Here is a 13,934-nt window from a genome sequence, read left to right as displayed (position 1 = left end):
CGCTGTCGGGGCGGCGGCTATTTCGGCCACTCGTCCTTAGCGTCGTTGAAGAGTTCGGCGACGATGCCGCGCAGCCAGCTCGCGCGCGGATCGTTATGAAACTTGCGATGCCAGTGCTGCCGCAGATCGAAGCGCGGCAATGGCAACGGCGGCTCGACGAGCGTGATCGACGCATGCTCCGACACGTACGCGAAGCCGATCGCGTGCGGCACGGTCGCGAGCAGATCGGTGCGCGCGAGGATGAACGGCAGGCTCATGAAGTGAGGCGTTTCGAGCACGGCGCGGCGCTTGATGCGTTTCTTTTCGAGGTATAGCTCCAGCACTTCCTGGCTGCGTCCTTCGGCGCGGACCACCGCGTGGCCTGACGTCACGTACTGGGACAGCGTGAGCGGCGCTTTTGAGAGCGGGTGACCCGTGCGCATCAGGCAGATAAATCGATGGGTAAAGAGACGCTGCTGGAAGAAGTTGTTGCCGGACAGGTCGGGGAAATAGCCGACGGCCAGATCGACGTCACCCGATTCGAGTCCGCGTTCGACATGCGAGGGTGACAGCGACACCGAGCGCAGATTTGCGTTGGGCGCGCGCTCGGCGAAGCGTTGCAGCAGACGCGGCAAGAAGACGATTTCACCGACGTCGGATAGCGCGATGGAGAAGGTGTGGGTGCTGGTTGCGGGGTCGAAGTCTTGCACGTCGAGCATGCCTTTTTCGATACGCAGGAGCGCGTCACGGGCCGCGGGGAGGATCGCTAGCGCTCGCGGTGTGGGTTCCATGCCGCGGGATGTGCGCACGAACAGCGGGTCGTCGAAGTACTCGCGCAAGCGGCCTAGTGCGGTGCTGACGCGCGGCTGGCTTACGCCTAGCTGTTCCGCAGCGCGGCTGACATTGCGGGTGTCTTCCATGGCTACCAGGTAGGGGATCAGGTTCAGGTCTAAAGCTAGGTCTGGCATTTTCTTGCCTGCGGCGCTATGGAGAGGTATTCGCTATCTGGATAGAGGGTAGGGGGTAAATTGGTAAATTGGATAGTGGGGTAAGCCTACCCCAATGCGGTAGGCAAAAACCTATGATTAAGGATTCCCCTGCCTTGACAACGCGCCCGAAGGGCAACCATAATTCGCTGAAACGTTCGCTAATCGAATCACTGTTCTTTTAGCGAACAAAACCAAGACGATGAACCAGCGCTTCCGCCCGGCAGGCACAACCGGGCAAAACGGCCCGGAGACCGTCCCGCATAAAGCCCGCCCGCAAAGGCGAAGGCCAAAAGCGGTACGCAGCGCCCCAAAAGGAAATTCGACATGATCAACAAGATTTTCGAGTCACTTCAAGCGGCGGTCGCCGACGTCCACGACGGCGCCACCGTCATGATCGGCGGCTTCGGCACGGCAGGCATGCCGTCCGAACTGATCGACGCGCTCATCGAACAAGGCGCGCGTAACCTCACCATCGTCAACAACAACGCAGGCAACGGCGACATCGGCCTCGCGGCGCTGCTCAAAGCCAAACGCGTGAGCAAAATCATCTGTTCATTCCCGCGCCAAACCGATTCGTATGTGTTCGACGCGCTCTATCGCGCCGGCGAAATCGAACTCGAACTGGTGCCGCAAGGCAACCTCGCCGAACGCATCCGCGCGGCAGGCGCCGGCATCGGCGGATTCTTCACGCCGACCGGCTACGGCACCAAACTCGCCGAAGGCAAGGAAACCCGCCTGATCGACGGCAAGCACTACGTGCTCGAAGCGCCGCTGCACGCCGACTTCGCGCTGATCAAGGCATATAAGGGCGATCGCTGGGGCAACCTCGTCTATCGCAAGACAGCCCGCAATTTCGGACCGATCATGGCAAGCGCGGCCAAAACCGCGATCATTCAGGTGTCGGAAGTGGTGCCGCTCGGCGCACTCGATCCGGAAGTGATCGTCACGCCCGGCATTTTCGTGCAGCGCGTGATCGAAGTGCCGCAAGCAGCACATCGAAGCGCCGCCGCCACTGCCGCCTGACCCGGAGACCGACATGAAAAAATTGACCCGCGATGAAATGGCCAGGCGCGTTGCACTGGACATCCCCGAAGGCGCCTACGTGAACCTCGGCATCGGCGTACCGACGCTGGTCGCCAACCACCTCGGCGCCGACAAGGAAATCTTCCTGCACAGCGAAAACGGTCTGCTCGGCATGGGCCCCGCGCCCGCGCCCGGCGAGGAAGACGACGAACTGATCAACGCCGGCAAGCAGCACGTCACGCTGCTTACGGGCGGCGCCTACTTCCATCACGCGGATTCGTTCGCGATGATGCGCGGCGGGCATCTGGATTTCTGCGTGCTCGGCGCTTTCCAGGTGTCCGTGAAGGGCGACCTCGCGAACTGGCATACCGGCGCGCCCGACGCCATTCCGGCCGTCGGCGGTGCGATGGACCTCGCAATCGGCGCGAAGCAGGTCTACGTGATGATGGAGCACCTGACCAAGCAGGGCGAAAGCAAGATCGCCGCCGAATGCACGTATCCGGTCACGGGCGTCGCCTGCGTCAATCGCATTTACACCGATCTGGCGATGATCGACGTCACCGAGCAAGGCCTCGTCGTGCGCGAGATCTTCTCGGACATCGACTTCGATGCACTGCACAAACTGACCGGCGTGCCGCTGATCGACGGCACCCAATCGGCTCGCGCAGCGTAACCGTCACGCGCGGCTAACGGCGGCGCACAATACGCCACAACGCCGTGTGCGGTACGCTGTCTATTGTCTAAACGGACTGTGCGTCAGGCGCGTCTCACAGCATCCTGAGCGCCGCGACAAAACCGTCACCTTCGATTCCCTCGATCATCGATCCATCATGCTCGACTCCAGCGCCCGTCTGACCGGACTCCTTTGCGGCACGCAGCCGATGAACGACATCTGGGCGCCGCGTGCCACCCTGCAACGGATGCTCGATGTCGAAGCGGCGCTCGCCCGGGCAACGGCTGCGCATAACGTGATTCCGCAAGCCGCGGTAGCCGCGATCGAAGCGGCCTGCCAGGCCGATCAACTCGACGCCGACGCGCTCGCGCGCGACGCGGCGCTCGGCGGCAACCTCGCGATTCCGCTCGTCAAGCAACTCACCGCGCGCGTGAAAGCCGCCGATGCCGAAGCGTCGAAATACGTCCATTGGGGCGCGACGAGCCAGGACATCATCGATACGGCGACGGTGCTGCAACTGCGCGACACTTTCAATCTGTTGGACCGTGGCTTGCAATCCACCTGCGACGTGGTGGCGAAGCTTGCCGCCACGCATCGGGCGACGCCGATGATCGGCCGCACATGGTTGCAGCAGGCGCTGCCGATCACCCTCGGTCTGAAATTCGCGCAATGGCTCGATGCGCTGCTGCGTCATCGCGAACGGCTCGATGCGCTGCGCACGCGCGTGCTGGTGCTGCAATTCGGCGGCGCGGCGGGCACGCTAGCCAGCTTGCGTGACGCCGCACCGCAAGTCACGCAAACCCTCGCGCAAGAACTCGATCTCACCGTGCCCACTTTGCCGTGGCACACGCAACGCGATCGCATCGCCGAAACGGCCTCGCTGTTCGGCATGCTGATCGGCACGCTCGGCAAGATCGCACGCGATATCTCGTTGCAGATGCAAACCGAAATCGACGAACTGGCCGAGCCCGCTGCGGCAGGCAAGGGCGGGTCGTCGACGATGCCGCATAAGCGCAACCCGGTCGGCTGCGCGGCGGTGCTGACCGCCGCGACCCGCGCCCCCGGGCTGGTCGCCACGGTGTTCGCCGGTATGGTGCAGGAACACGAACGCGCGCTCGGAGGCTGGCAAGCCGAATGGGACGCGCTGCCCGATCTCGCCCGCCTGGCAGGCGGCGCGCTCGCCAACATCGAACAGATCGCCACCGGCCTGAACGTCAACGTGCCGCGCCTTGCTGCGAATCTCGACGTCACGCGCGGATTGATTCTCGGCGAAGCGGTGATGCTCGCGCTCGGCGACAGCATTGGCCGGCTCGACGCGCATCATCTGGTCGAGCGTGCGTCGAAGGCGGCGATCCGCGACGGTCAGACGCTCTTCGAGGTGCTCTCGGCGGACCCGGCCGTCACCGGACATCTTTCGCTCGAGCGCTTGCAGAAGCTGCTCGACCCCGCTCAATACGTCGGTCAGGCACACGCTTATGTGGACGCCGCGCTGGCGCTTCATACCACGCGCGCCAAGCGCGCCACCTCCAGGGAGTAACCGGCATGCCCTACGCCGCAGTCAACGGCACCGAGCTTCATTATCGAATCGACGGTGACCGCCACGGCAACGCGCCGTGGATCGTATTGTCGAATTCGCTCGGCAGCGATCTGTCGATGTGGACGCCGCAAGTCGCGGCGCTGTCAAAACACTTCCGCGTGCTGCGCTACGACACGCGCGGTCATGGTCACTCGGAAGCGCCGAAAGGTCCATACACGATCGACCAGCTGAGCGGCGACGTGCTCGGCCTGATGGATACGCTGAAGATCGCGCGCGCGAATTTCTGCGGCATATCGATGGGCGGCCTGACCGGCATCGCGTTGGCCGCGCGTCACGCGAATCGTCTTGAACGTGTCGTGCTGAGCAACACCGCCGCGCGCATCGGTTCGCCCGAAGTCTGGGTGCCGCGCGCCGCGGCAGCCCGCACGGAAGGCATGCTCGCGCTGGCCGATGTGGTATTGCCGCGCTGGTTCACCGCTGACTTTATCGAGCGCGAGCCGGTCGTGATGGCGATGATCCGCGACGTGTTCGTGCACACGGACAAGGAAGGCTACGCGTCGAATTGCGACGCAATCGACGCTGCCGATCTGCGCCCTGAAGCGCCCGGCATCAAGGTGCCGGCGCTGGTGATCAGCGGCACGCACGATCTGGCCGCGACGCCGGAACAAGGCCGCGCACTGGCGGCGGCGATTCCGGGCGCGCGTTACGTGGAGCTGGACGCCGCGCATATTTCCAACATCGAGCAAGTGGATGCTTTCACGAAGACCGTGCTCGACTTCCTGACGGGGCCGCGATGAACGACGAAGACCGTTACGAAGCCGGACTCGGCGTGCGCCGCGCGGTACTGGGCGACGCGCACGTCGACCGGTCGCTGGCGAACCGCACGGAGCTGACTGAGGAATTCCAGAACCTGATCACCCGCTATGCATGGGGCGAAATCTGGACGCGTGAAGGCTTGCCGCGCCATACGCGCAGCCTTCTGACGATCGCGATGATGGTCGCGCTCAACCGCAACGAAGAGCTTGCCTTGCATTTGCGCGCCGCGAAGAACAACGGCGTCACGCGCGAGCAGATCAAGGAAGTGCTACTGCAAACCGCGATCTATTGCGGCGTGCCGGCAGCCAATTCGGCGTTTCACCTCGCCGACAAGCTGTTCCGCGAAGACGACGCCGCAGCGAAGCCGTAAGGCTGCCGTAGCAGGGCACGGCGTGCAGACGCACGCCGCGCGAATGATCAGAAATTAAATCTGCGCCGCATCGCCCGTTTCAGGCGATCTTGCTCTCACTCTTGCTCTGACCCGCAGTTGCCGCATCCGCCGGCAACTGCAAGCGCACCGCGCGCAACACCGTATCCTCGATGACCTCGCGCCAATGCGCGAGCGCCGCCTTGTCCATCAGCGGCTCGCCGAGAAACGCGCCCAACGTGTATTGATTGGCGTTATAAAAATAGCCGAGCGACGCAATCATGATGTACACATCGCGCGCTTTCACGTCGGCGCGAAACACGTTTTGCGCCTTGCCTGCATCCAGTAGTTTCTGCACGACCGAAATCGCATAGCCCGAAATCTCCTTCAGCTTCAGCGATTTCTTCGCGTGCTTGCCTTGATGCAGATTCTCGCTCGACAGCAGCGTGACGAACTCGGGGTGATCGAGGTAATACTGCCAGACGAATTCGACCATCTGCTGCAAGCCGTGCGCGGGATCGTCGAGATCGAGATCGAGCTTGCTTTCGGCTTCGTTGAACTGCGTGTAGATCGTTTCCAGTACTTCGACGAACAACTGTTCCTTGCTGCCGAAGTAATAATAGATCATACGGTCGTGCGAACGCGCGGCCTTCGAAATACTTTCGACGCGGCCGCTTGCGTAGCCTTGCTTCGCAAAGACCTTGATCGCCGCTTTCAGAATCTTGGCGCGCGTGTCCTGCGCCTGTTTCGCACGGATACCGGTAGCGCCCGGCTTGCGGGCGGCAGAGGGACTCATGGCGGTCTCGGTTCCCTTTGTTAGCGTCTGATTAAACGACATGCGCCGCGGGCGGAGTGGACAGTGGCGCGCCTCATCATACAGCCCGCATCGCATGCTGCGGAACGCGCTGCACGAACATGTGCTTCGGCGTAGATTGGCTTGTGATCCACGCGAGGATGCCGCGCCGCAGCATCCGGGGGTAGCCTGGGAACACGTTTAGAAACAGCTTGGGAAACACATTGCACAGTCTATTTTGATCGGTTAGATTTCAGGCAAGTTTGGTGTAGTGGATACTACACGAACGGTGAGTGACCGCAACATTCAAAAAAACGGGCGACGCGAAAGTCCCTTTAAACGAGGGTTATTCGTCAGCCGGGTAGGACCGATTGTAATGTCGTCGTATGGGAACCCCACCATGACAGAACATACGAAGGTCGATTTCGGTGCGGAGAGCGTCGACGGTGAAACCGCCTCGACACCGGGTCCCACTGTGCTGGAAAAAGCGGCGCCACGCAGCGAGCGGATGGCGTCGAACAAGATCGAATGCAATGCGTGTCCGGTGTTGTGCCAGATATCGGAAGGCCGCACCGGCGCATGCGATCGCTATGCGAATGCCGATGGCCGGCTGATTCGCGTCGATCCGGTGGTGTTTCTTTCGCGTGCGGCTTCATCGTCCGAAACGAGTGCAGGCAGTACGGATGCTACGGTCGAATTCGGTGCATCTCCCGAAGCGCCTGATCCCGCTGCGCAACAGGCGCTGTTTGTCACCGGTGTCGGCGCATCGTCCACTTATCCCGACTACAAGCCCGCGCCGTTTATCGTTTCTTCGAAGCTCGACGGCGTCGATATGATTACGGTCGTCACCGAGGGCATTTTCAGCTATTGCAGCTTCAAGGTGAAGATCGATACCGATCGCTTTCTCGGGCCGGAGCAATCGAACGTGCGTTGCCACGGCGAGATCGTGGGCCATGTGACCACCGCGGAATATGGCTCGCAGATGCTGAGCCTCGGCGGCGTCCATCATCTGACCGGCGGCAGCAAGAAAGAAGGCCGCGTAACCTGCGACATGATGCTCGCGCTCGGCAACAAGGAAGCGGTGGAGTTGACCATCGACGGCGGTTCGAGTCTGGTGATTCGCGCGGGCGCGGCGCCGATTGTCGACGGCATCGAAGAGCAGCGCATGCGCGTGGGTTGCGGCTCGGCCACCATCGGCATCTTCGCGAAACAATGGTTCGGTCATGCCGATGAAGTGGTCGTGGTCGACGATCACATCACCGGCGTGCTGACCGAACACCAGGCGGGCCGATGCCTCGGCATGACGCGCTCAGGTGTGAAGATTCGCGGACGCAAGTCGACGCCGGGCCGCTATTTCCAGGTGGCGAATCCCGGCACCGGCTGGGGCGGCACCGACATCCGGGACCCGCTGGCGATTGTCGAAGGCTTCGACCCGGCGGTGGCGAAACCCGGCATGCGCCTGCTGATGGTGTCGACCACCGGCGAACACGCGCAGTGGTACGAACTCGATCGCGATCTGGTGCCGCGCATGGCGTCGATGCCCGACGCTGTGCGCGGCACAGTCGATCGGATAGGCGAAAATTGCGAGCCGTCGCTGGCGACCGTGCTGTTTCTCGGCGGCGCAGGCGGCAGTCTGCGAGCGGGGGCAACGGAGAATCCGGTGCTGCTGACGCGCGCCGTCAAGCAGAAACGGGTGAACGTGACCTGCGGCGGCGCGCCTGCCTATGTGTGGCCCGGCGGTGGCATTACGGTGATGGTCGATGTTTCGCGCATGCCTGACCGATCGTTCGGCAGCGTGCCGACGCCCGCGATCGTCGCGCCGATCGAATTCAGCATGACGTATGACGCGTATCGCGATCTCGGCGGCCATCTCGACGCCGTGCGTTCGTTGGCCAGTGTGCTGGCAAACGGGCCGGAACATACGGAAGGTGCACCGCTCAGTCGCCGGACGTTGCCGCGCAATCCCGACAACCCGTGGCCGCTAGCCACGCCGCCGATGCCCGGATGAAGGCGATAAACGCGATGAACGCAACCCGCATTCGACTCGACGCGGCACGCTGGCATTGGCAGCACGGGCCGATCGATCTGATCCTCGGCGCCGATGGCGAGCCGGCGGCGGTGCAGGCTGCATTTGAGGCCTGCTGGACGCGTTTTGTCGGCGTGTTGCCCGAGTTGGTCAGTGAGCTTAAGCTACTTCGACAGGCGTTGCCGAATGAGGCCGCGCAGAACGAATGTGAGTTGAAAGGCGAGGTAGCCCGCCGCATGTGGCGCGCATGTTTTCCTCACCGCGCACGCTACATCACACCCATGGCGGCGGTGGCGGGCAGTGTCGCCGATGAACTGATCGCGGCGTTCGCGCGGCCCGGCGTATCGCGCGCCTTCATTAATAATGGCGGCGACATTGCGTTGCATTTGACAGGCGGGCAGCAGTACCGCGTCGGTGTATTGAGCAATCTCGCCGAACTGTCAGGCACCAGGCTCGCGGGCGAGCAGGCGCTCGATGCAAACCTCACGCTCGACGCCGGCATGCCGGTCCGTGGTATCGCAACAAGCGGCTGGCGTGGCCGAAGCTTCAGCCTCGGTATCGCCGACAGCGTGACCGTGCTCGCGTGCAACGCCGCCGCTGCCGACGCCGCCGCGACGATGATCGCCAACGCTGTCGATTGCGATCATGCGGGCATCGTGCGCCGCCCGGCGTCGTCGTTGAAAGACGATAGCGATCTCGGCGAGATGCTGGTGACCGTCGACGTGCCGCCCTTGCCGCAACCACTGATCGATTGCGCGCTGTCCCGTGGTGCCGAAACGGCTGAGCGTCTGCGTGAACGAGGTTTGATCGAAAGCGCCGCGCTGTTCCTGCAAGGGCAAGTGCGCGTCGTCGGCATGATTCAGCAAGGCGCGGCGCTTCTGACGCATCGCGCTCGAAAACCAACGGAGGCTCCGTGTTCGAAATACGCCGCGTGCTGACGCACGTCGAAGACATTTTTCACGAGTTCGGCCCCGCGCCCGCGCAGCCGTTGCGGCGCGGCGCGATTGCCGCGGTGATGACGAACCCGTTCGCCGGGCGCTACGAAGCACACATCGAATCCGCAATGGAAGCGCTCAAGCCGATCGGCTTCGACATGGCGCAGCGGCTGCTCGCGGCGATGGCCGTGCCGCACGCGTCGATTGAAAGCTACGGCAAAGGCGCGATCGTCGGCTCGCGCGGCGAACTCGAACACGGCGCGCTGTGGCATGTGCCGGGCGGCTATGCAATGCGTGAGTTGCTGGAGAAAAACGGCGTGCCGACCAACGCGATCGTGCCGTCGACCAAGAAGGTCGGCGCGCCTTCCACCGCGCTCGACGTGCCGCTCACGCACGTCAACGCGAGCTATGTGCGCAGCCATTTCGACGCGATCGAAGTGCGCGTGCCCGGCGCGCCCGCTGCGGATGAGTTGGTGTATATCCTCGTGATGAGCACCGGGCAGCGCGTGCATGCGCGGGTCGGCGGTCTTGCGAAAGAGGCGATAGTCGGCAAGGACGGCTTGCGCTGATTGCCTCGTGAGCGCGTCCTGAACCGCGAACTGAACAAAGCACTGAACGCAAGCAACATGGGTATGCAAACACGGCACCCAAACACGGCACCCAAACACGGAGAGCGAAATGGCCATCAAGCTTCGCAAGCTGGTCGTGCAGGTCGATGAAGTACGCATTGAAATGGGGCAGGCTGTCAACCCGCCGGCACGCCGCGCGGTAGCGATTGCAGTGATCGAGAATCCGTATGCGGGCCGCTATGAGGCCAGGCTCGACGCGCTGATCGAAGCCGGCGAGGAACTCGGCGGATTGCTCGGCAACAAGTGCGTCGAGGCACTCGGTATCGAACCGGCCGACGCGCAAAGCTACGGCAAGGCGGCTATCGTCGGCGAGGCGGGCGAACTGGAACATGCAGCGGCGATTCTGCATCCGAAGCTCGGCGCGCCGCTGCGGGTTGCGGTCGGCAAGGGCGCGGCGCTGGTGCCGTCGGCGAAGAAAATGGGTACGCTCGGCACCGCGATCGACGTGCCGCTCGGCCACAAGGACGCCGCCTTCGTGCGCAGCCATTTCGACGCAATCGAAGCGCGCGTGTCGGACGCGCCGCGCGCTGATGAAATCGTCGTGGCGGTCGCGGTGACGGCGTCGGGACGGCCGCTGCCGCGCGTCGGCGGCTTGCAGGTGAGCGAGATCAAGGGCGAAGACGGTTTGCGTTGAGTTGTTTCGAGGATCACGATGTTTTCGAATTTGCTGGTACAGCTGGTCAACGGACTCGCCGACGCGTCGACGCTGTTTCTCGTCGCCGCCGGTCTGTCGCTGATCTTCGGCGTGACGCGCATCGTCAACTTCGCGCACGGCTCGTTCTATATGTTCGGCATCTATGTCGCGTATAGCATCGCGAGCCGCTTCGGCCATACGGCGGGCGGGTTCTGGTTGTCGGTGCTGGCGGCCGCGCTGGTCGTGGCTGTGCTTGGCGCGCTGGTCGAAATGATCGTTTTGAGGCGTATTTATCAGGCGCCCGAGTTGTTTCATTTGCTGGCGACGTTCGCGCTCGTGCTGATCTTTCGCGACGCCGCGTTGTGGCTGTGGGGCCCTGAAGATCTGTTCGGTCCGCGCGCGCCGCATCTGGCGGGCGCGGTCGATTTCCTCGGTCATCCGCTGCCCACTTACGATATCGCGCTGATCGTGATCGGACCGGTGGTGTTGCTGCTGCTGTGGTACGCGCTGACGCGCACCCGCTGGGGCACGCTGGTGCGCGCCGCGACGCAGGATCGCGAGATGCTCGGCGCGCTCGGCATCAATCAGGCGTGGTTGTTTACCGGCGTGTTTTTCGTCGGCGCGTTTCTCGCCGGTTTGGGCGGTGCGCTGCAAGGGCCGCGGATGTCGGCGAATCTGTCGCTGGATCTGGAGACCATCGGCAATGCGTTTGTCGTGGTGGTGGTCGGCGGGATGGGTTCGATTCCGGGCGCGTTTGTCGCTGCACTGCTGATCGCGGAAATCAAGGCACTGTGCATCGGCATCGGACACGTGTCGGTGTTCGGTATCGATCTGTCGTTGAGCCGCTTCACGCTGGTCGCCGAGTTTGTCGTGATGGCGGTGGTGCTGGTGGTGCGGCCTTGGGGCTTGCTCGGCCGGGCGAGCGCTGTCGTGCGGGGCATGGCGGCACCGGAAGCACCTTTGAGGCCCGCGGGCAAGCGTCTGAAGTGGCTAGCGGGGATCGCGCTGATGATGCTGGTATTGGCGCCGCTCGCGGCGAACGCGTTTCCGTACATGCCGGTACTGCTTGTCGAAATTCTCATCGCCGTACTGTTCGCAACGAGTCTGCATTTCATCATGGGCCCGGGCGGCATGCATTCGTTCGGCCATGCCGCTTACTTCGGCCTCGGCGCATACGGTGCGGCGCTGTTTCTCAAAGTGTTGAATCTGCCGATGGAAGCCGCGTTGCTGCTTGGACCCTCGCTCGCGGTGGCCGGCGCGCTGGTATTCGGCTGGTTTTGCGTGCGCCTCTCCGGCGTCTATCTCGCGATGCTGACGCTCGCGTTCGCTCAGATCGTCTGGTCGGTGGTGTTTCAGTGGGACGCCGTGACGGGCGGTAGCAATGGCATTCTCGGTTTGTGGCCGTCGAACTGGTTGTCGTCGCCGGTGGCTTTTTACTATGTGACGCTGGTCTGTGCGGTGATCGGCGTGTGGCTTTTGCGCAGGATGCTGTTCTCGCCGCTTGGCTACGCGATGCGGGCGTCGCGCGATTCGGTGTTGCGCGCAGAGGCGATCGGCATCGACGTGAAGCGCGTGCAGTGGGCGGCGTTCGTGATTGCGTCGCTATTTTGCGGATTGGCCGGATCGTTGTACGCGTTTTCCAAGGGCACGATTTCGCCGGAAGTCATTAGCGTGAGCCGCTCCGTCGACGGCCTTGTGATGGTGCTGCTCGGCGGCTTGCAGACACTAACTGGCCCGCTTGTCGGCGCAGCGGTGTTCACGTGGTTGCAGGACACCGTGGCGCGACAAACCGATTATTGGCAGGCGCTGCTCGGCCTCGCGATCCTGCTGCTGGTGATCGCGTTTCCGAAAGGGATTGCCGGCTTCATTCGCGATCGTTTTGGCGACGATGATACCGCTGAAGAAAGCGCCAAGTCGCCGCCACACGCTACCGCGATCAAGGAGGGGCTATGAGCTTGCTGCGCGTGTCCGGCCTGTCCAAATCGTTCGGCGGCCTGAAAGCCGTCGACGACGTTTCCTTCGATCTCGAAGCCGGTCAGCTGCTCGCCTTGCTCGGCCCGAACGGCGCGGGCAAGTCGACCTGCTTCAACATGGTCAACGGTCAGTTGCAACCGTCGTCCGGATCGATTCGACTCGACGATCGCGAACTCGTCGGCATGCGGCCGCGCGATATCTGGCGGCTGGGCGTCGGCCGCACGTTCCAGATCGCCGCGACCTTCAACTCGATGACCGTCCTCGAAAACGTGCAGATGGCCCTGGTGTCGCGTGAACGCAAGATCTTCGGTCTGTGGAAGTCCGCAGGCTCGCGCTATGCCGACGAAGCGCTCGCGTTGCTCGAACAGGTCGGCATGGCCGCCGACGCGCATCGCGCCTGCGGCGTGCTCGCTTATGGCGACGTCAAACGCGTCGAACTCGCGATCGCGCTGGCGAATCGCCCGAAGCTGCTGCTGATGGATGAGCCCACCGCCGGCATGGCGCCGAAGGAACGCAACGACTTGATGGCACTGACCAAACGCCTCGTGACGGAACATCGAATCGGCGTGCTGTTCACCGAACACAGCATGGACGTCGTATTCGCGTACGCCGATCGCATGATCGTGCTCGCGCGCGGCAAGCTGATCGCCGAGGGCGACGCGGAAACGATCCGTAACGACGCACGCGTGCAGGCGGTCTATTTCGGCACGGGCAAAACCTTCCGGCCGCATGCGCCGCTGCATGAAGCGGCAGGCGGTCATCAAGGGCAGGGAGCGCTGCAATGAGCGAGCCGATGCTGAAAGTCTCCGGCCTCAACGCGTTCTATGGCCGTGCACACATCCTGTTCGACGTCGGCCTCGAAGTCGGCCGCGGCGAAGTCGTGGCGCTGATGGGCCGCAACGGCGCGGGCAAATCGACCACGATGAAAGCGGTCATGGGGCTGCTGCCGCGTCGTCACGGCGAAGTGCGTTTCCGCGGCCAGAACATAACGACGTTGCCGCCGTATCGAATCGCGCGGATGGGGATGGGCTTCGTGCCGGAAGACCGCCGCGTGTTTGCCGATCTGAGCGTGATGGAAAACCTCGACACAGGTCGTCAGCCGCCCCGCGAAGGCGCGCCGCAATGGACGCCCGACAAACTGTTCCGCCTGTTTCCCAACCTTGGCGAAATGCCGAAACGTCCGGGCGGCCAGATGAGCGGCGGCGAACAGCAGATGCTGACCGTGTCGCGCACGCTGATGGGCAATCCGTATCTGGTGCTGCTCGATGAACCGTCCGAGGGCGTGGCGCCCGTGATCGTCGAACAGATGGCGAACATGATTCTCGAACTCAAGCGCGAAGGGCTGTCGATTCTGTTGTCCGAACAGAACCTGCACTTCGCCGAGCTGGTCAGCGACCGCGCGTACGTGCTCGAAAAAGGGCAGATCCGTTTCAGCGGCACGATCGGCGAACTCGCAAAGAACGAAACAGTCAGGCGCGCTTATCTGAGCGTGTGATTCCATCGGCGGGCAGGCGTGCATGGCATGCCCGCTTGCCGCGCGGGGCAGTCGTTGCGAAAGG

At 63.2% G+C, this 13,934-nt stretch carries 14 protein-coding genes; 12 read left to right on the top strand and 2 right to left on the bottom strand.

Annotation, left to right across the window (positions count from 1 at the left end):
- Nucleotides 1-17: 17 nt before the first annotated feature.
- Nucleotides 18-947: a LysR family transcriptional regulator gene (locus tag SB772_RS29135; RefSeq protein WP_410836623.1), complete on the bottom strand. Its 930-nt coding sequence runs from the start codon at nt 945-947 to the stop codon at nt 18-20.
- Nucleotides 948-1,292: 345 nt separating this feature from the next.
- Between SB772_RS29135 and SB772_RS29130 the strand changes: the two genes are divergently transcribed.
- The 5 genes from SB772_RS29130 to pcaC all read left to right on the top strand — a co-directional run bounded on the left by SB772_RS29130 (nt 1,293) and on the right by pcaC (nt 5,387).
- Nucleotides 1,293-1,991 carry a 3-oxoacid CoA-transferase subunit A gene (locus tag SB772_RS29130; protein ID WP_410836622.1) on the top strand — a complete coding sequence of 233 codons (699 nt, stop codon included), beginning with the start codon at nt 1,293-1,295 and terminating at the stop codon, nt 1,989-1,991.
- 13 nt (nt 1,992-2,004) lie between these two features.
- Nucleotides 2,005-2,664, top strand: coding sequence for a 3-oxoacid CoA-transferase subunit B (locus SB772_RS29125; protein ID WP_410836621.1), 660 nt, complete (start codon nt 2,005-2,007; stop codon nt 2,662-2,664).
- A 157-nt stretch (nt 2,665-2,821) separates the two neighbouring features.
- A complete protein-coding gene (locus SB772_RS29120; RefSeq protein ID WP_410836620.1) occupies nt 2,822-4,201 on the top strand; it encodes a 3-carboxy-cis,cis-muconate cycloisomerase in 1,380 nt (459 codons plus the stop codon).
- 5 nt (nt 4,202-4,206) lie between these two features.
- Nucleotides 4,207-4,998, top strand: coding sequence for a 3-oxoadipate enol-lactonase (pcaD, locus tag SB772_RS29115; RefSeq protein WP_410836619.1), 792 nt, complete (start codon nt 4,207-4,209; stop codon nt 4,996-4,998).
- The gene (gene pcaC, locus SB772_RS29110) at nt 4,995-5,387 is read left to right on the top strand and encodes a 4-carboxymuconolactone decarboxylase (protein ID WP_410836618.1); all 393 of its coding nucleotides are present in this window, start codon (nt 4,995-4,997) and stop codon (nt 5,385-5,387) included. The genes pcaD and pcaC overlap by 4 nt, the downstream gene beginning before the upstream one ends.
- Before the next feature lie 79 nt (nt 5,388-5,466).
- Here pcaC and SB772_RS29105 read toward each other — a convergent pair whose 3' ends face one another.
- Nucleotides 5,467-6,180 carry a TetR family transcriptional regulator gene (locus tag SB772_RS29105; RefSeq protein WP_410836617.1) on the bottom strand — a complete coding sequence of 238 codons (714 nt, stop codon included), beginning with the start codon at nt 6,178-6,180 and terminating at the stop codon, nt 5,467-5,469.
- A gap of 397 nt (nt 6,181-6,577) precedes the next feature.
- Between SB772_RS29105 and SB772_RS29100 the strand changes: the two genes are divergently transcribed.
- The 7 genes from SB772_RS29100 (at nt 6,578) to SB772_RS29070 (ending at nt 13,870) form a co-directional block, all read left to right on the top strand.
- Nucleotides 6,578-8,185: a 6-hydroxynicotinate reductase gene (locus SB772_RS29100; protein WP_410836616.1), complete on the top strand. Its 1,608-nt coding sequence runs from the start codon at nt 6,578-6,580 to the stop codon at nt 8,183-8,185.
- A gap of 14 nt (nt 8,186-8,199) precedes the next feature.
- Nucleotides 8,200-9,141 (top strand): UPF0280 family protein, encoded by a 942-nt coding sequence (locus SB772_RS29095; protein WP_410836615.1) that lies wholly within the window; start codon nt 8,200-8,202, stop codon nt 9,139-9,141.
- Nucleotides 9,117-9,707 (top strand): amino acid synthesis family protein, encoded by a 591-nt coding sequence (locus SB772_RS29090; protein ID WP_410836614.1) that lies wholly within the window; start codon nt 9,117-9,119, stop codon nt 9,705-9,707. Before SB772_RS29095 ends, SB772_RS29090 begins: the two co-directional genes overlap by 25 nt.
- Before the next feature lie 109 nt (nt 9,708-9,816).
- Entirely contained in the window at nt 9,817-10,401 is a 585-nt protein-coding gene (locus SB772_RS29085; protein ID WP_410836613.1) for an amino acid synthesis family protein, read from the top strand.
- 18 nt (nt 10,402-10,419) lie between these two features.
- The gene (locus tag SB772_RS29080) at nt 10,420-12,354 is read left to right on the top strand and encodes an ABC transporter permease (RefSeq protein WP_410836612.1); all 1,935 of its coding nucleotides are present in this window, start codon (nt 10,420-10,422) and stop codon (nt 12,352-12,354) included.
- Entirely contained in the window at nt 12,351-13,160 is an 810-nt protein-coding gene (locus SB772_RS29075; protein WP_410836611.1) for an ABC transporter ATP-binding protein, read from the top strand. Before SB772_RS29080 ends, SB772_RS29075 begins: the two co-directional genes overlap by 4 nt.
- Complete coding sequence (locus tag SB772_RS29070) at nt 13,157-13,870, top strand: ABC transporter ATP-binding protein (RefSeq protein ID WP_410836610.1); 714 nt, start codon at nt 13,157-13,159, stop codon at nt 13,868-13,870. Before SB772_RS29075 ends, SB772_RS29070 begins: the two co-directional genes overlap by 4 nt.
- Nucleotides 13,871-13,934 lie beyond the last annotated feature (64 nt).

The organism is Paraburkholderia sp. SIMBA_030 (assembly GCF_046535245.1).
Taxonomy (GTDB): Bacteria; Pseudomonadota; Gammaproteobacteria; order Burkholderiales; family Burkholderiaceae; genus Paraburkholderia.
Note: the sequence above shows the minus strand (reverse complement) of the source record. Positions and strands in the feature narration are given on the sequence as shown.